The 17,410-nt window shown below is 37.4% G+C and carries 20 protein-coding genes; 13 read left to right on the top strand and 7 right to left on the bottom strand.

The features are described 5' to 3' along the window. Window positions 1-6: 6 nt before the first annotated feature. Window positions 7-894: a permease gene (locus JOC76_RS03255; protein ID WP_372441901.1), complete on the bottom strand. Its 888-nt coding sequence runs from the start codon at window positions 892-894 to the stop codon at window positions 7-9. 299 nt (window positions 895-1,193) lie between these two features. On the opposite strand from JOC76_RS03255, the gene JOC76_RS29790 reads away from it, so the two are divergent. Together JOC76_RS29790 and JOC76_RS03265 are read left to right on the top strand one after the other, a co-directional pair. Beyond that, window positions 1,194-1,397 carry a YjcZ family sporulation protein gene (locus JOC76_RS29790; protein ID WP_239557514.1) on the top strand — a complete coding sequence of 68 codons (204 nt, stop codon included), beginning with the start codon at window positions 1,194-1,196 and terminating at the stop codon, window positions 1,395-1,397. Window positions 1,398-1,567: 170 nt separating this feature from the next. Beyond that, window positions 1,568-2,035 (top strand): collagen-like protein, encoded by a 468-nt coding sequence (locus JOC76_RS03265; RefSeq protein ID WP_205176039.1) that lies wholly within the window; start codon window positions 1,568-1,570, stop codon window positions 2,033-2,035. A gap of 186 nt (window positions 2,036-2,221) precedes the next feature. Here the strand turns inward: JOC76_RS03265 and JOC76_RS03270 are convergent, their stop codons facing one another. Then, window positions 2,222-2,830, bottom strand: a complete 609-nt coding sequence (locus JOC76_RS03270; protein ID WP_205176041.1) for a histidine phosphatase family protein — start codon at window positions 2,828-2,830, stop codon at window positions 2,222-2,224. 220 nt (window positions 2,831-3,050) lie between these two features. Here JOC76_RS03270 and pdxR point away from each other — a divergent pair, with 220 nt between their 5' ends. Further along, window positions 3,051-4,493, top strand: coding sequence for a MocR-like pyridoxine biosynthesis transcription factor PdxR (gene pdxR / locus JOC76_RS03275; protein ID WP_205176043.1), 1,443 nt, complete (start codon window positions 3,051-3,053; stop codon window positions 4,491-4,493). Window positions 4,494-4,602: 109 nt separating this feature from the next. Here the strand turns inward: pdxR and phaC are convergent, their stop codons facing one another. The 3 genes from phaC to JOC76_RS03290 all read right to left on the bottom strand — a co-directional run bounded on the left by phaC (window position 4,603) and on the right by JOC76_RS03290 (window position 7,092). Further along, window positions 4,603-5,646, bottom strand: coding sequence for a class III poly(R)-hydroxyalkanoic acid synthase subunit PhaC (phaC, locus tag JOC76_RS03280; RefSeq protein ID WP_205176045.1), 1,044 nt, complete (start codon window positions 5,644-5,646; stop codon window positions 4,603-4,605). Window positions 5,647-5,751: 105 nt separating this feature from the next. After that, window positions 5,752-6,495: an acetoacetyl-CoA reductase gene (gene phbB / locus JOC76_RS03285; RefSeq protein WP_205176046.1), complete on the bottom strand. Its 744-nt coding sequence runs from the start codon at window positions 6,493-6,495 to the stop codon at window positions 5,752-5,754. Between the two features lie 93 nt (window positions 6,496-6,588). Beyond that, window positions 6,589-7,092, bottom strand: a complete 504-nt coding sequence (locus tag JOC76_RS03290) for a polyhydroxyalkanoic acid synthase subunit PhaR (RefSeq protein ID WP_205176047.1) — start codon at window positions 7,090-7,092, stop codon at window positions 6,589-6,591. 353 nt (window positions 7,093-7,445) lie between these two features. Here JOC76_RS03290 and phaP point away from each other — a divergent pair, with 353 nt between their 5' ends. The 5 genes from phaP (at window position 7,446) to JOC76_RS03315 (ending at window position 10,926) form a co-directional block, all read left to right on the top strand. Further along, window positions 7,446-7,958, top strand: coding sequence for a polyhydroxyalkanoic acid inclusion protein PhaP (phaP, locus tag JOC76_RS03295; protein WP_205176048.1), 513 nt, complete (start codon window positions 7,446-7,448; stop codon window positions 7,956-7,958). A 239-nt stretch (window positions 7,959-8,197) separates the two neighbouring features. Beyond that, window positions 8,198-9,385 (top strand): acetyl-CoA C-acetyltransferase, encoded by a 1,188-nt coding sequence (locus tag JOC76_RS03300; RefSeq protein WP_205176049.1) that lies wholly within the window; start codon window positions 8,198-8,200, stop codon window positions 9,383-9,385. A gap of 277 nt (window positions 9,386-9,662) precedes the next feature. Next, a complete protein-coding gene (locus JOC76_RS03305) occupies window positions 9,663-10,247 on the top strand; it encodes a TetR/AcrR family transcriptional regulator (protein ID WP_205176050.1) in 585 nt (194 codons plus the stop codon). A 21-nt stretch (window positions 10,248-10,268) separates the two neighbouring features. Then, complete coding sequence (locus JOC76_RS03310; protein WP_205176051.1) at window positions 10,269-10,610, top strand: DMT family transporter; 342 nt, start codon at window positions 10,269-10,271, stop codon at window positions 10,608-10,610. 1 nt (window position 10,611) lies between these two features. Next, window positions 10,612-10,926: a DMT family transporter gene (locus JOC76_RS03315; RefSeq protein ID WP_205176052.1), complete on the top strand. Its 315-nt coding sequence runs from the start codon at window positions 10,612-10,614 to the stop codon at window positions 10,924-10,926. Window positions 10,927-11,102: 176 nt separating this feature from the next. Here JOC76_RS03315 and JOC76_RS03320 read toward each other — a convergent pair whose 3' ends face one another. Together JOC76_RS03320 and JOC76_RS03325 are read right to left on the bottom strand one after the other, a co-directional pair. Continuing rightward, the gene (locus JOC76_RS03320) at window positions 11,103-11,624 is read right to left on the bottom strand and encodes a GNAT family N-acetyltransferase (RefSeq protein WP_205176054.1); all 522 of its coding nucleotides are present in this window, start codon (window positions 11,622-11,624) and stop codon (window positions 11,103-11,105) included. 97 nt (window positions 11,625-11,721) lie between these two features. Beyond that, a complete protein-coding gene (locus JOC76_RS03325) occupies window positions 11,722-12,609 on the bottom strand; it encodes an AraC family transcriptional regulator (protein ID WP_205176056.1) in 888 nt (295 codons plus the stop codon). A 123-nt stretch (window positions 12,610-12,732) separates the two neighbouring features. On the opposite strand from JOC76_RS03325, the gene JOC76_RS29795 reads away from it, so the two are divergent. The 5 genes from JOC76_RS29795 (at window position 12,733) to JOC76_RS03345 (ending at window position 17,319) form a co-directional block, all read left to right on the top strand. After that, window positions 12,733-13,245 carry an MATE family efflux transporter gene (locus tag JOC76_RS29795; RefSeq protein ID WP_307784682.1) on the top strand — a complete coding sequence of 171 codons (513 nt, stop codon included), beginning with the start codon at window positions 12,733-12,735 and terminating at the stop codon, window positions 13,243-13,245. A gap of 5 nt (window positions 13,246-13,250) precedes the next feature. Next, window positions 13,251-13,688: an MATE family efflux transporter gene (locus JOC76_RS29800; protein WP_239557515.1), complete on the top strand. Its 438-nt coding sequence runs from the start codon at window positions 13,251-13,253 to the stop codon at window positions 13,686-13,688. Between the two features lie 475 nt (window positions 13,689-14,163). Beyond that, window positions 14,164-14,778, top strand: coding sequence for a sugar O-acetyltransferase (locus tag JOC76_RS03335; RefSeq protein WP_275591318.1), 615 nt, complete (start codon window positions 14,164-14,166; stop codon window positions 14,776-14,778). A gap of 43 nt (window positions 14,779-14,821) precedes the next feature. After that, the gene (locus tag JOC76_RS03340) at window positions 14,822-15,628 is read left to right on the top strand and encodes an HAD family hydrolase (RefSeq protein WP_205176060.1); all 807 of its coding nucleotides are present in this window, start codon (window positions 14,822-14,824) and stop codon (window positions 15,626-15,628) included. Window positions 15,629-15,939: 311 nt separating this feature from the next. Further along, window positions 15,940-17,319 (top strand): Mur ligase family protein, encoded by a 1,380-nt coding sequence (locus JOC76_RS03345; RefSeq protein ID WP_205176061.1) that lies wholly within the window; start codon window positions 15,940-15,942, stop codon window positions 17,317-17,319. Window positions 17,320-17,410: the final 91 nt, after the last annotated feature.

Here is a 17,410-nt window from a genome sequence, read left to right on the forward strand (position 1 = left end):
CATCCTTTACAAAAGAAGTGAACCAATGAATACAAATGAAGTAATTAATGAAACTAAGAGAACCGCAAATTTTGCCTTAAAAGACCCAAACATCATTAATAAATTTTTAATATCTACCATATTGCCAAACACTAAGAAAGACACGACAGAAGTTTGGGGGAAAAAATTACGAAAAGATGCTGCTACAAAAGCATCTGCTTCCGAACAAACAGATAAGATAAAAGCTAAAGCCATCATAACCAATATGGCAGTTACGTGCGTACCGCCTAGTGTTGTTAATATCCGTGTAGGTACATAAACTTGCATAGTAGATGCAATTAGTGCACCTAGCACTACGTATTTTCCCATACTAAAAAATTCGTCAATAGTATGGTTTAGAACACTCATTAATTTTTGTCTAGTATTCTGGTGTGAATGATCGTGAACATGTATTTCGCTATTTTCTTTTAGCGGATTGTCCTTAATAACAAAAGATAATACAAGCCCAACTAAAATTGAAACACCTATTGCTAACCCTGCTCGGTACCCAACCATCGTCCAACTATCTCCGAATGCAATAAATGTAGCAAATAAAACAATCGGATTGATAATGGGACCAGAAAGCATAAAGGAAATTGCTGCATGAGGGGCAAGTCCTTTTTTTATTAACCGTGAAACGATGGGAACAATCCCACATTCACATCCAGGAAATAATACTCCCATAAAACTAGCAGCAACAACAGATAAATATCTATTTTTTGGTAGAATTTTAAGCAGTGTATTTTCAGAAACAAAAACTTCTATTAGTGCAGAAATAAAAGCCCCAACGACAATAAATGGGAATGCTTCAATGATAATACTAATAAAAATCGTATTCAATTGTAATAATCGATCCATGCATATTCCTCCTGTGATATAACACAATTGGTTTATTTAAAAAAACAACTACTATCATATCAAAATTATAACTAAATAGATATGTTTTGATTTTCCATATGTGGTAGTTATGATTCCATTACTATATATTAAACAATCTTTATGACAAAATTGTTAACAGTTCAAAAGATTTTTTTATAAAAAAGATTAATGACAGATGGATGCTTGGGAGTTAAGTCATGCCCATTTATTAAATAGACGGGCTCCAATTTCCTCTCTGAGTTGTAATATATAGTGTAATGTCGTAGCTAACTATACTTCGAAAGGAAGTGTAAAAAATGAATAATGCCATCCCAAATGCTTTGCCAAATGCCATGCCAAATGCCTTACCAATTACTCCTCTTCCACAGCCATTGTCTTACTCCTATGCAGCTCCTGTTTATGCAAGTTGTTTTCCTGCCCATGGGTGCGGTGAGTTTATACTCATCGTAGTGTTGTTTATTTTATTAATCATTATTGGAGCAGTTTGTTTCTATGGTTAAAAGATCTGACTGTATCTTTTAAAGAATCCTCATCTTAACTCCAGATGAGGATTACAATATTTTTGGAAAGCAAATGGGCAGTAATATAGACTGTGATTAAGCTTCACAAAGGAACAGCACAACATACTAATACTTAGAGATTTATTTAAGATAAGGTGGTGATCTTTTAAATGTATAATCAGACAGTATACTCCTATTTAGATTATGATCAGCAATTGGAGCGTCAATTTCAAACTTTACCGATACCGTCGTTTCCGGGACCATCGGGTTTACCGAGTTTACCCGGTTTACCGGGCATACCGGGCATACCAGGCATACCGGGCATACCAGGACCTGGGTTTGAGGGACCATCAGGGTTTCCAGGCCTTCCAGGATCACAAATACCACAAGCCCCAACTGCTCCTCCTCCACCATTTATTCCTCAACAAGCAACTGCTTCGCCATTTGCTGTTGATCCAGGAGCCATAAGGTTATGTCTGTTTCGTAATACTTTTATATGGCTCAACAATGGTGAAGGATTTTGGTTTTATCCCATTTTCGTAGGTCCAAGATCTGTTGCTGGTTTCAGATGGAATGGTTTTTCCTGGATGATATTTGGTATTGATACAAGGAGAATTCTTTCCTTTACGTGTTTTTAATATCTATGAGAACAAGAAAAACGAAAGCTTATAGCTCTGTTAACGGTGAAATGCACTGCGATTATATATGGATCGCTATGGTATTAAATAAAAAGGAAGCTTTTTCTAACATTCGATAGTGATGCCGTTAACTGGTATCACTTTCAGCTTTATATAGACATAAAAAAAGCACCAAATGGCGCTTTTTTATGAAATGGTCGCAGCAGACAAAAGCTCTTCAATTTTTGAAAAATTAGGTGTAATGATTTCTAGCAATTTGAATTTTTTATCTTCATATTCATATTTAAAGATGGTACAGTTTGGAATTCTTTCTGGCAGGACATCAGATGTGTCTTGCCACACACTTAAGAAATTACGGCATGCACCTGCATGAGAAACGGCTAAAACAACATGATGGTCATCCTTTTCCATGATGTCCGTGCAAGTCTTTACCATTCTTTCTCGAACTTCTTGTCTGTGTTCTCCGCCATAGGGAACAAAAAATGTCTCATATTCTTCTCGTGACGGGTTCAAGTCTTCGCTTTCCCCTTCAAAAGTACCAAAATTCGCTTCTTTCAATCCTTTTAACCTTATATACGGCATTTGATTATTCGTTATAATTTCCAATGTATCACTAGCTCTTTCTGATGTAGAACAATAGACATGATCTAAAGGGATACCTTTAAAGTATTCACCCGCTATTTTTGCTTGTTTTCTCCCCAAGTCTGTTAAAGGAGAATCGCAAGCACCTTGAATTTTTCTTCTTACATTAAACAAAGTTTCCCCATGTCTCATTAAATAAAATGTTTTTTTCATCCGTTCTCCCCCCTTGTTGCTACTTTTAAAAAAATTTAATATATTTTATATTTTATATAATTATTGATTGCAACGTCTAGTTATAAATTTATCCTTCACGAAAACGAGACTATTTGCTTAAATACTAATTTGGGGTTGTCCATAAAGAAGAAACACCAACATTAATGTAAAATAGGAAATATAATAGTTAAACTAAATTTCTTTAGAAGGACTGAAATAGATGGATTGGAAACCAGATCGCCAAGACAAAAAAGCTATATATAAACAACTTGCTGAATATATCGAGAATGGAATTGCAGATGGGACATATCCTCCAGATAAACCATTACCATCGGAAAGAACTTTAGCTAAGGAACTTAATGTGAATAGAAGTACAGTAGTTGCAGCCTATGATGAATTGGAGTCAATTGGACTAATTCAAAGAAATAGAGGAAGCGGCACAACCATAAGTAAGGATATTTGGGGAATTACGAAGAAACGAATTCCAAGTTGGAACAGGTATATTGAAGCAGGATCGTTTTTACCCAATTTGCCTATAACACAGAGGATTAGAAAAGAAGCTGTAGAACATAAGTTAATCAATTTAGCAAGCGGAGAACTGTCAGAGGATCTTTTCCCACTGAAATACTTAAGGGAGATTACTTCCTCTCGGTCGTTTATAGGTAGCTTAGGTTATGATCATCCGCAAGGAAACGCAATATTAAGAGAGACCATTACCAAGCATGTTAAGCAATATCGAAACATTGAAACCAATCCTTCATCCATCTTGATTACATCTGGTGCACAACAGGCCTTACACTTGGTGGTTCAATGCCTATTGAAACAAGGGGATGCAGTGGCATTGGAAGATCCATCTTACAACTACAATCTTCCAACCTTTAAATCAACAGGATTGAGACCGCTTTACATACCTGTAAACGAGGATGGTATCAATCCGGATGACTTACTATCCTTGTATAAAAAGCATCGAATACGAATGATCTTCTTGAATTCTGCTTATCAAAATCCAACGGGAGCTTTACTTAGCGAAAAAAAAAGGAGAGCCATTCTTGATATATCTTCAGAATATGGTATCCCTGTCGTTGAAGATGATCCTTACAGTTTAACATCCTTTACAGGGGAAAAGGTCTCTACTTTAAAATCAATGGATGCTAACGGAAATGTTTTATATATTAGTTCTTTATCCAAAATCGTCGCTTCTGGATTAAGAATTGGTTGGATTATAGGTCCTACACCTGTTATTGAGAGATTATCCGATGCGAAGCAGCAAATTGATTTTGGTCATGCAAGTTATACTCAATGGGTCGCAAATGACTTTTTAGAATCGGAAAATTTTCATTCTCATATTCAAAATTTAACCAAACAATTAGAAATGAGAAGAGATCAAATTGTTAATAGTCTTCATTTTTATTTAGGGGACAAAGTGGATTTCTCCATACCTATGGGAGGCATTCATATTTGGGTCAAGATAAATAAAGAGGTTAATGAAGTACAATTACTAGAAGAATCGATCAAAAGGGGAGTGATTTATGTCCCAGGCTATACGATGGGGTCTCAGAAAGGATTTGTTCGTTTTACTTTTGCAAGGGAAAATGAAGGAGCAATCGATGAGGGGATTAAAAGGTTTGCGGAAGTACTTGCGACTTTTAAGATTCGTAGCTAATTGACACACTAAAAAAACGTCCAAGAAAATCCTCTTGGACGTTCGCATAAATAGAAGAAGGAACCAACTTCTGTACTCCACAAATAGTTTGCAAATCCTAAAATCTTTGTTAATCTGAACGTTTTTCTAGCCAATTTCCTATCGTTGGATAAGTGACTTTTGATGCTTTAGAGCCAAATGCTACTGATACGTGTCCGGTTGGAAGAGAAATATACGTTTTATCCTTGCTGGATATGACATTCATTAAAGCTTCTACCTGATGCGGTTGTGCAATATGATCTCTTTCAGCAGACAGGTTTAGGACATTGGCGGTGATGTTGCTTAAGTTGACCTTTCGCCCGCGAATTTCAAGTTCTCCTTTAATCAGCTTATTTTGCTGGTAAAAATCCCGGACCCACTGACGGAAGGCTTCACCTGGAAAGGCAATCCCATCGCCAACCCATTTTTGCATTAGTTTCCAGCTCTTAATAAATTCTTCATTGTTGGCACGATCCACAAGACTAACATACGGCCCATAAAAGTTTGTCATTGGCTTCAACATTTTGTTTCCAAAATCAATCATCTCAGGTGGAATAACACCCAATGTATCGACAACCTTGTCGATGTCAAAATACCTTTTATCTAAGAAAGAACCAAATAATCCAGTGTCTTCAAAATCAAATGGACTTGTTATAAATATAACGTTGCGAATTGGCAATTCAGGATGAAGAGCAGTAAAAATGGAAGTCATAGTGCCGCCCATACAGTAACCAAGGATGGAGACGACATCTGCTTGGGATGACCGCAATACTTTTCGAACCGCACGAGGAATGTAGTCCAAAATGTAGTCATCCAGTTTCATATTTCTGTCTTCCTTCCCAGGTGTACCCCAGTCAAGAAGATACACATCAAACCCGCGATTAACCAAATATTCAACCAAGCTGAATCCTCTTGTTAAATCCAGGATATATGGTTTATTAATTAATGCATAAACCATAAGAAGAGGAACCTTATGTTTTTTGGGCTGTTCTGATGTGTAGCGGTATAATGTCGCTTTGTTTTTTGTCCAAATGACTTCTTTTGGCGTTGGTCCCACTTCTGGTTCGGCATCTTTTGTTAACACATCAGCTGCTCTTTTTATTTTTGCATAATAATTTTGGTATTGCTCAGGCATTGCAGCAGAAATTTGTTCTTCTATAGTTGGGATCCTTATGATTCCTCACACCTTTCACAGTAATGCGAATCGTTGGTGTATCCTAACCGATAGGGAATAGTCTAGCTACATATAGAGTCCGCCGTTAATATTTAACTGCTGCCCAGTGATATAATCGCCATCTTTACACAGGTAAATAACTCCTTTTGCGATTTCATCTGGTTGACCGAATCGACGTTGCGGAACCTTCGCGACAATCGACTCGCGTATATTTTCCGGAATGGCCTGAACCATCTCAGTGTCTATAAAACCCGGTGCTATTGCATTAACCGTTACACCACTTTTGGCAAGCTCCAGTGCAAGGGATTTTGTGTACCCAATCATTCCTGCTTTTGCTGCAGCATAATTGGTTTGCCCAAAGCCGCCCGCCTGGCCGATAATAGACGAAATGTTAATAATACGACCTGCATCAGATTCAAGCAAATGCGGTAGCGCAAAGGAAGTCGTATTGTAAACACTGTTTAAATTCACATCAATAACGGTTCTCCAGTCTTCTTCGCTAAGTTTTTTAAACGATTTGTCTCTTGTAATACCAGCATTATTAACAAGGATATCCAGTCCGCCAAAATGGTTAACGGCTTCTTTTATTAACTTTTCAGCATCTGCTATTTTTGAGACGTCAGCCTGAACAGCGTAAGCTTCACTGCCGATTTCCTTTATTTCTGCGACAACCTTTTCCGCTAGTTCACTTCGGCTGTTATAGTTAATGACAACTTTTATGCCATTCTTTGCTAATTCTTTGGAAATCGCTGCACCGATTCCTCTGCTCCCACCTGTCACAATCGCAACTTTATTATTTAAATCTGCCATGTAAACCACTCCTTTAAAGTAAGTTATTCCAAAAAAGTAATGAAAAGCTTACAGGCTGTTTAAAATTGAATTGTTACTTATCATTAATACTTGCTATTTTTTGTTGGTTGCGGTTTCTTTGTTCTTTGCTGTCCCTTTATGATTTGTAACCACTTTGACATTTGCTGCTTCAATGTTCGTAGCAGCTTTTTTATTATGTTCATCATTTAGAGAATTTAATTGAGTAAGGATTTGGTTAAGTTTTGTTTCTAAACTTTCCAGTTGTTTACTTAAATCTGTTATTTGAGATTGTATATTCTTAATACTTTGTTGTTCAGCATTCGTTTCTTCTAAAAGTTCTTCTAAGTTATCAACTTTTGAGTCCACATTAATGATAAGAGATGAAATTTTTGCCATGTCGGAACGAGTGGGGACATTCATTTTCTCCAAATAACGTTCAGTTGTTTCATTTAACATCTTTTGGTGAAGAAGATTTACATCCAATAACTGTGCCATGGCTTGAGATGGAAATTGTTCTTTCATTTTTTCATCGAATGAGGTACTGTATTGGTTATAAAAGCTTTTCCACATTTCGAAAGGATCAAAGTTTTGCGTCATTTACATTGCCTCCTTCTCCACAATTTCTTTTTATGATATCCGAATTAATCTAAATAAAGATAGGGTAATTATGGTATATAGAGTAAATAAATAAGCTTAAAAAAGGTTGACTAATAATTTCTATAGGTGTAAATTACATATAGAGAGACAATACATTTAGTGTAAGGTGAATGTTAAAAAAGTTTTAGAATAAACTCGGCATTCAATGATAAGGTTAAGCAATATGCCGGCTGAAAACTCATGCGCTTTTAAGTTTTCATATTCATTTTAACAATTGTAGAATAATCTTCTGAGTGGCTAGTCTTAAAAAATACTAGTAAAATAAAAGATTTTTATTTAGGAGGCTTTTTTTAATGGAAAAAAACAATGAGTATTTTGCTAATTTTGGTGAATCTTTAATGAACATTTGGACAAAAAGTTTTGACAAAGTTAACTCTTCTCAAAAAGAAGTAGAAAATCTTCTGGAACAAGCATTTTCCAATCAAAAAGAATCTTTGGAAAAAATTGCTGGTGATTTGGAATTAGTTCAAGCAGAACAGAAAAAATTAATTGCAGAAATTCGCGATTACGTAAATCAAAACCTACAAAATGTATACGGTGACCAAGCAAGCCAAACTTTTGAAAAGTGGAATGCTCAACTTGATGAAATCAATAGCCGTGTTCAACAAGTAACATCGACTCCATTAAAAGAAAGTTTAAATTTATTCAATCAGTCACAAGAGAAATTCCAACAATCGTATAAAAATACTATTGAGCAACAAAAAAAGTTTCGTGAAGAAGCTATAAATCAATTTGTAACTGCTCAAAAAGGATTTATTGATTTATTTGAATCTAATGCAAAAGCAGCATTAAATTTGTTCAAGTAGAACAGCGGATTTTCGCTGTTCTTTTTTTTAAGAGTCAAAACCAACCACGTAACAATCTACACCAATTTCCACAAACAAAAATTTTATTAAATACCAACAATATTTATATCCCTTTTTTTTGCATACTCTGTTTTAGAAAAAGAAAATATATCAAAGGACAAATTAATTCAGTTTTCGCTGTAAGGCTTTTTTTTTGCTGTAAAAATTGAAATAAATATTTTTTAAGGAGAGAACTCTACATGAATGAAACAGAAGTAGTTATAGTCAGTGCTGTAAGAACTGCAATTGGAAGCTTTTTGGGAGGGTTAAAAAGTATTCAAGCAACAACATTAGGAGGAATTGTCATCAAAGCAGCTCTTGAAAAAGCTGGGGTCGATGTTACACAAGTAGACGAAATCATTATGGGAAATGTCTTACAAGCAGGACTGGGGCAAAATCCAGCAAGACAAGCTGCCCTTGTTGCTGGTTTGCCCCATGAGGTATCCGCCCTAACCATTAATAAGGTATGCGGGTCAGGTCTAAAAGCGGTTCATTTAGCCACACAAGCAATTCTTGCTGGGGATGCAGAGGTGATAGTTGCAGGAGGAATGGAAAATATGAGCCAGGCTCCCTTCTTACTTAGGGGAGCACGCGATGGGTTTAAGATGGGTGATCAAAAAATAGTAGACAGTATGATTCATGATGGATTATGGTGTGCCTTCAATAATTATCATATGGGTATTACCGCTGAAAACCTTAGTGCGAAATATGAAATTTCTCGTGAAGAGCAAGATGAGTTCTCTGCATGGAGCCAGCAAAAGGCACAAGCTGCAATGGAATCGAATCGCTTTGCGGATGAAATTATACCTGTTGAAGTGCCAGGCCGTAAAGGGCAAGTAACGGTATTCGCACAAGACGAATTTCCTCGGGCGGGTACTACTGCAGAAAGTTTAGGAAAGCTTCGCCCTGCATTTAACAAAGAGGGATCAGTCACAGCAGGAAATGCTTCTGGAATAAACGATGGAGCTGCAGCATTAGTCGTCATGAGCCGTAAAAAAGCAGATGAATTAGGAATTAAACCATTAGTGAGCGTCAAAGCGAATGCAGGTGGTGGCGTGGATCCAGGCTTTATGGGAATTGGTCCTGTTACAGCTGTAAAAAAGGTTTTGAAAAAGGCTTCTATGTCATTACAAGAACTTGATTTAATTGAAGCAAACGAAGCTTTTGCTGCTCAAGCACTTGCAGTGGATCGAGAACTTCATTTTGATAAAGAAAAATTAAATGTAAATGGGGGCGCAATTGCATTGGGACACCCAATTGGTGCCAGTGGCGCACGCATATTAGTCACGCTTATTCACGAAATGCAAAAACGTGATAGCCGGACGGGATTAGCAACACTTTGTATTGGCGGAGGCCAAGGAGTAGCTACCATTGTGGAAAGGAACTAAAAACTAAGGGTTTTTTACATATTAATAGAAGGAAATTTACCTTAAAAAAGACATGGATTCTCCATGTCTTTGGTTCTGTTAGCCCCAATAATGTCCATACTGATTAATGTATGGAATATGTAGGTAGTGGTGAGGTTGTTCTAACCATTTATTACCATAGAAATTAACTAAAACGCGGCAGTTAGTTAAAGTAGGATTAATGAATGAATCAATAATAATTGAATAAAAACTGGATTAATGTTAAATTTACCTTACGACCGTTCGGAAGGATGATAAAATGACCTCAGATCAAATAAAAGAAGTTTCTATAAAGCATTTCGCAAAAAATGGATATGAAGGTGCGTCTTTGGCACATATTGCCGAAGATGTAGGAATTAAAAAACAATCTATTTATACTCATTTCAAAGGGAAGGATCAACTGTTTTTACAGTTATGCAGGGATACGAGTGAGAATGAAATAAGATTTGTCATTAAATTTATAGAAATTAACAAGACACGACCTATAAAAGAATTCTTATATGATTTTCTGTTGAAAAGCATTGACCGATACGAAAAGAATGATTCTAGTAAATTTTGGATTCGTACCGCTTTTTTTCCGCCGAACCATCTCAACGAAATGGTGATGAAAAATGTTTATGTATACCTCGATAAGGTAGAGGAACTTTTGATTCCGATTATAAAAAAAGCTATAGCAGACGGAGAAATTAGTTCAATAATCGATGAAAAACGAGCTACTGCTGCATACTTAGGAATCTTAGATGCCATATTTGTTGAAATGTTATATGGTGGTCCTGAACGCCTTATGAAGAGATTAGAAGCTTCTTGGTATGTTTATTGGCACGGACTTTCAAGAGAATTATGACACTTAAGGAGGGAAATTTTGATGAATCGAAATTGGGTATTAGTCATACTGGCTGGTCTTATTGAGGTTTTGTGGGCAATAGGATTGAAGCATGCTAGTAATTGGCTTTCATGGACTGGTACTGTTCTACTAATATATTTATCATTCACCATACTTGTTAAAGCGATCAAAAGTCTACCTGTTGCTACAGTTTACGCAATTTTTACGGGAATAGGGACAGCTGGAACTGTTGTAGTAGAGATGTTGATCTTTGGAGAAGCCTTTAGTTGGACGAAGGTATTTTTTATTCTCTTGCTTCTGTCTGGTGTAGTAGGTTTAAAATTTGTTACAACTGAATCTAGTAAAAAAGGAGGTGCTGTTTAAAATGGCTTGGGTGTATCTCATATTGGCTGGAGTTTTTGAAGTGGTTGGAGTGACAGGTATGAATAAAGTAGCCAAAAACAAAAACTTACCGGCATATATGGTACTGTTTCTTGGATTTATAATGAGTTTTGGCTTTCTGAGTCTAGCAATGAAATCCCTACCTATGGGAATATCCTATGCTGTTTGGACAGGGATTGGGACTGTAGGCGGAACCATTATTGGAATGCTTTTTTATGGTGAATCAAAAGATTGGAGACGAATTTTATTTATTGGGATGATATTAGTAGCTGTATTGGGCTTGAAGATAACCATATAAAATTCTATAGTTAAGTTATTCTGTTAAAGCAATAGATGGACCATTTGGAAAGCAGTTAAATAGTTAGGTTTCAGCGTCGAGTAACTGGTTTTAACAAAGCAGTAAATAAATAAAAACAAAGTCTTTGTTCTGCTAGGTCAGAGACTTTGTTTTTTATACTGGTGTGAGGCACCACATCACTTAAATAACTTTTCATAGCAATAGTATTGGTCGTGACCTTGTGGTTTTCCTTTTAATTTAACGATCCCAGTTCTAGTGTAGCCTCTTTTTTGGTAGAATCCTACCGCAGCCTCATTCCCAGAAAAAGAATCGAGTCGAAGTGCAGGGTAGTCTTGTTCATTGGCAAAGTCTTCGGCGTATTGCAGCATTTTTCCGCCATACCCGCCTCCTTGTGCAGAAGGATGGACGCAGAAAGAATGGAGAATTAATGGATTACCCTGAACGTCCGTCCATTGGGCAGTTTCCCATTCCGGAGTTTGCCACTCATCAAGGACCATGGCTCCTAAGATTTGACCTTCTTTTTTTAACACAAATAAATTCTCGCCCTTTAATGCCGTTTCAAAATACTCCTGATTTGGATACTTTTCATTCCACTGCAGGATGCCTCTGTTATTCAAATAAGACTTGCAATCCTCAAAGATGTCCATTACGACCTTAAGATCTTCATAGTCTGCCCTTACGATTTGTTCATCCGCCATAACCAAAGCTCCTTTATGCCACACCTTACAAATTTTAACCATATAGGATATTATGTCCTCATCCATTGTTTGAATGCACTTTGGCCACAAAAGGAACTTATATAGCTAAGTTAACTTTCTTTCGGTAATCCTGTGGTGTCAAACCCGTTTCCTTACGAAAAACATATGAAAAATAACTCGGACTTTGAAACCCACACACCATCGCAATTTCACTGATTGTCCTATTGGTTTCTAGCAGCATCTCACAGCTTTTTTGAATTCGATAATTCATCAAATAGGTATTAGGTGTTTGACCAATATATTTACTAAACAACTCACAACATCTGCTCCTACAAATCGAACCCGCAGCTGCAATGTCATCAAGTGTGACCTTAACGTCATAATGATGATGAATGAATCCGGTCATTTTCCAAACAGCCATCCATGACTGATCATCGTGAAGATGTCCAGAAACTATTTGGATATAATCAGCTATACTGGCGCAAAGAGACGTAGCCTGTGAAAGAAGAAGAAGTGGATTGCATGGAGTGCTGTTCATTTCATGGTAAATCTGATTTAGTGCAAGAAGGACTTCCTTTTTCCAGGGTATTTCGGGTGTAAGCAAAATATAGTCTTCCGTGTCTGGTCCGAATTTTTCATCCAAATACACTTTACCTATGTGTGTATTCTCACCAAGCAGGGCAGGGTGGATCGCAACCACAATGAAAGAACAGTCAACCTTTTCGGTAGAAAAACCGTAATGCATGCGTTTGCTGTTGACGAAAATTCCATTTCCCTCCTCAATTAGTACGGTTTCTCCATTCACAAAATATTCCATTTCCCCGTCAAGCACTAGTATAAACTCCAAATCAGGATGCCAATGACACGCTGCAGCATATCGATCGAATTGATGTAGTGCACCTTTACGCACGTAAAGTGGAAAATCAGGTAGATTGTAGTTTAATCGTTCTGATAAATCAGAGAACACTTCTAGTTCTACACTCATTGTCACACCTCCTAAAATAATATACGATTTTGATAGAATTATATTCGAATTTGGTGGAATCGACAAGTAGAACTATATACAATTTTGATAGTGTCAGAAAAATTAAGAAAGATGGGATGTGGGGTGCAGCAACATGTAAGGGCAACAAAACAAGAGGATAGTGAATTTAATCGCGCGTTAATTTCACTAGTATTACCCATTGCATTACAAAATCTAATCTCAGCAGCCGTCATCTCGGCGAATGTTGTGATGCTAGGAAAGATTAATCAGTCTGCTATGTCTGCTGTATCTTTGGCAGCACAAGTAACGTTTGTACTGACCATCTTCTATATGGGGCTAGCAACCAGAGCAGGGATTCTTACGGCGCAGTATAGGGGAAAAAGGGATGTCCAAGCGATCCAGCGTGTCCTTAGTATCAGCTGCCTGTTATCTATCGGCATATCTGTTTTCTTTTTCATTCTTTCATTGTTCTTCCCAGAAATCCTGATGCGCCTTTTTACAAGTGACAGCGAGTTAATCGGATATGGAACAAAATTTTTGCGGGCTGTCTCGTTTTCTTATCTTGTAATGGGTTTTTCGCAAATGTATTTTAGCGTGATGAAGAGTATGGAAACGCACGCCTTAGTGCATGGATAAGCTCCATGTGCCTAATTTTGAACATAGCCTTTGATGCCCTATGCGTATTTTTTTTATTTTCTGGTATGCCGGAGAAGGCTGTTACGGGTGTGGCCGTCGCCACCATATGTACTCGTTTTATCGAGCTTGGTTGTTGTATCATCCATTCCATAACACGCGGTGATGTTCGCTTTCACTTGCCTGTTCGTGATAAGATGGCACGTCACTTACGGAAAGACTTCTTGAAATACACCATCCCCGTTCAGGCAAATTATATCGTTTGGTGCGGTGCCTTAACGGCTACCATGACCATTATTGGACATGTAAGTGCCGATATGGTTGCATCCAATTCCATTGCCTCGGTCGTCAAAGACCTGGCCATCGTGTTATGTGGCGGTATTTCCAGTGGCGCGCTGTGCTTGTTGGGAAATATCTGGGCAACAGTGATAAGAAGATGGCTATAAAGGTAGGCAACAGGGTCAATTTGTACGCCCTGATATTTGGTGTACTATCTGGTGCTATTATTTTGCTGATGAAACCCCTAGTATTCCATTTGGTGAATTTAAGTGCCACGGCAGAAGGCTATCTGAATGGGATGCTTTAAATATGCGCTTACTACTGTATTGGTAAGTCGATGAACTCTACGATTATTGGTGGAATTTATCTTGCTGGTGGAGATGCCAAATTTGGTTTTTGGTGTGATTTTATCGTTATGTAGGGAATTATATTGCCATTGGGTTATGTGAGTGCATTTGTTAGGCACGTCCATCCTATTATTCTTTATGTTGTAATCAGTTTAGATGAAATCATCAAGCTACCCATCGCTGCCATTCGTTACTGCCAATATAGGTGGTTAAATAGTATCACACGGGATCTTGCATAAATGGTAATCTATTTAAAAAGCAGGTAGATGAAAAGAAAGGGACATGTAGGATGACTATGAGAGAAAGAATTGCTACGGGAAAATTATTTACCGATTACTGTGAAGGTCTGCCTGAAGACAGGCTACAGGCTAAAAAAAGAATGATGGCCTTTAATGCGACAGGACCAGATGCTATAGAGGAGCGCGGTCGGCTGATGAAAGAAATATTCGGTAAAGAAACAAGGGCATGGATCGAGCCGCCGTTTTACTTTTGCTATGGCACGAATATTGAAATCGGCGAAGGTACGTATCTGAACTTTAACTGCAATTTTGTGGATGATACGAAAATTATCATCGGAAAAAATGTCCTGTTTGGTCCTGCGGTGACCATCGCTACCGTTGGTCATCCCATCAATCCTAATTACAGAGAATATATGTATGCGAATCCCGTGAAAATTGAAGATAATTGTTGGATTGGAGCAGGCAGCACCATTTGTCCAGGCGTAACCATTGGTGTAAACAGTGTTATAGGTGCAGGAAGTGTAGTAACAAAGGATATTCCAGCCAATTCCGTTGCGGTTGGCAATCCGTGCAAAGTGTTGCGCTCTATAAATGAACACGATATGAAATATTATTACAAGGACAGAGAAATCACGCAAGAAGATTTGGACGAGGAAGCTCGTTTGAGATAATTTTACTTACGTTTTTTAAGCAGTAATTTTAGGAGGACATCACATGATTAAATTAGTGTTAACCGATATGGATGGAACATTTTTGAATAATAGCGGTGATTTTAACAAGGAACTGTACAAGGATGTCAAAAAAATAATGAAAGAAAAAGGCGTTGTATTCGCTCCTGTTACCGGTAAGCAGTGTGAACGAGTCGAAGAGTTATTTGGTGATGATGCAGAAGATTTATGGATTTTAGGTGATAGCGCAACGCGTATCAAGCATAACGGCGAGTTTGTTTATGAATCGCTGCTAAGTAATCAATTAGGACTGAACATTATCCAGTTGCTTGAAGACATCAGTCTGGATCATACCATTATTGCATGTACCAAAAGTGGTGCCGTCATAAAAGACAGTTTATCCCCTGAAGAAGCTTATATTGTGAGAAGGTCCTATGCTCAAGTAAGACAAGTAGCTGATTTTAAAGAAATAACAGAGGATTTTGTGAAGATTACTATTCATGATCCAGCCCTTAAGTGTTTTGAAACGAGGAAAAAATTATCCGACTTCTTTGAATCTGCTTATATTGTAGCTTCTGAAGCAGCCTGGATTGACATCGCGAACGCAAATGTTCATAAAGGCACAACCGTTGAACACTTGCAGCAATTATTGAATGTGACACCAGAAGAAACCATGGCATTTGGCGATGGCTACAATGATATCGAGCTTATGACACGCGCCTCTTATAGTTTTGCTGTCCGCAATTCCGTTCAAGAAATAAAAGATGCTGCGAATTTTATTACCCGTTCAAATGAAGAAGATGGGGTTATGAAAACCATCATGCAATTGTTATCGTTACAAGTAAGTAGGTAGCAGGTGCAGTAGTTAATAAATAAAGAACCAGGTTTTTTCTTAGACTAGTATATTTAATACATTCTGCACCCTTATGTCCGTCCATAGGGGTGCTTTCTTGCGTTATAAGAGAAAAGGAGGATCTTCTTGGAGATTAAAAAGCAGATGGAATACGGTGAAAAATTCTTTGCCTATTTATCACGCACCTGCATAAGGGGACACAACATATGATACATTAGCCTTTGAATTCATAGTTTTTCAATCACTACACCCATTTAGAAAAATATTATGGGGGGAGATGCCTTTTAAAAAAGGAAAGTTGGAGGGATATTTTGAAGACTTTATTATTGGAGAACATTTTAACGGCCATGAATATTCAGCCTAATAAAAAGCAAAAAGGGATACGGATTAAGACGGTCACGGATGACAGATCAGAGATTGAGAGTCATACGTTATATTTTCGTTGGAACAATAAAGAAGTGCCTGTGAATCGGATAAAGAATTACACGAATGTATTCATTGTTACAGATACATCCTTTTCTGATATGGAAAAATTAAATTCCGAGCAAATTATTATGGTAAAGGATCTTAAAGAAAGTTTCTTTAAATTCACTTTCTATTACAGGCATCTGTTTCACATTCCTGTCGTTGCCATTACAGGGACATGCGGAAAATCTACTACCAAGGAAATGCTAAAACATATTTTAGAAGAAACACACAATGTCCAGGCAACCATATCCAGCAAAAATGCCGATTATTACAACCTTTCTTATTTATTAGGAATGGATGAAGAGACGGATGTGGCAGTGTTTGAAACAGCCGTATCTAAAAAAGGGGATATGACGCAGTCCTGTAAATATTTTTACCCGACGATTGGGATTATGACTATGATTGATGTGGATCATACGGATCAAATTCGCTCCTTTCAGGATTATTTAGCAGAAAAGGCAAAAATAATGGAAGGGATGAACAATGAGGGAACACTAATCCTAAATTCGGACGACCCCTGCCTCTCCACCATCGACACTTCTAAATTTAAGGGAGAGATTATGACATTCGGAAAAAACAAGAATGCTACTTTTAGAATAAAAAAGTATGAATATCATACATCCGGCATGACTTTTTGGATTAAATATAAGCAAAAGGAATATAAAGGCTATATACCGGGTCTTGGTGAGCATAATGTCTATAATGCAGCCGCTTCATTAGCAGCCGCTGCCATTTTAGGAGTGAACCTGCCCTATGCTTTAATGAGATTGTCCTCTTATCATCACATGGGATCCCATTTTCAAATCATTGAAGGAAGAAAACAAATTACGCTGGTGGATGATACTTGGAAGTCAAATCCTGCTTCTTTAAGAAAAGGCTTAGAAACATTGAGCAGGGTAGCATTGCCATCTCAAAGAAAAATTGCAGTATTGGGAAGAATGGCATCACTGGGTAAATATGCTGATGAAGAATACGAAAAGGCCGGACATCTAATAGCTGAATTAGGGGTCGATATTCTCATTACCAAAGGGTTTATTGCAAAAGATTTTCAGAAGCCAGCGATCGAGGCAGGATTAGATCCAAATCATATTTATCATTTTTCAGAAGCAGATGAAATGAAGCGGTTTTTTGATTCCTTTTTAATCCCAAATGACATTGTTTATTTCAAAACGGGCGGGAATGACTCAGACTTCGATGATGTCATTGATTATTTAAAAAGGTAATTTTGCTTAAGAGCGTTAAGCCTATCTGGCAGCGCTCTTTTTATTTTTGAAAAATTTTTTAAGTGAGGTTTTAAGAATGATTACGTTAGTC

Origin of the sequence: Neobacillus cucumis (assembly GCF_016908975.1) — a bacterium.
GTDB lineage: Bacteria > Bacillota > Bacilli > Bacillales > Cytobacillaceae > Neobacillus > Neobacillus cucumis.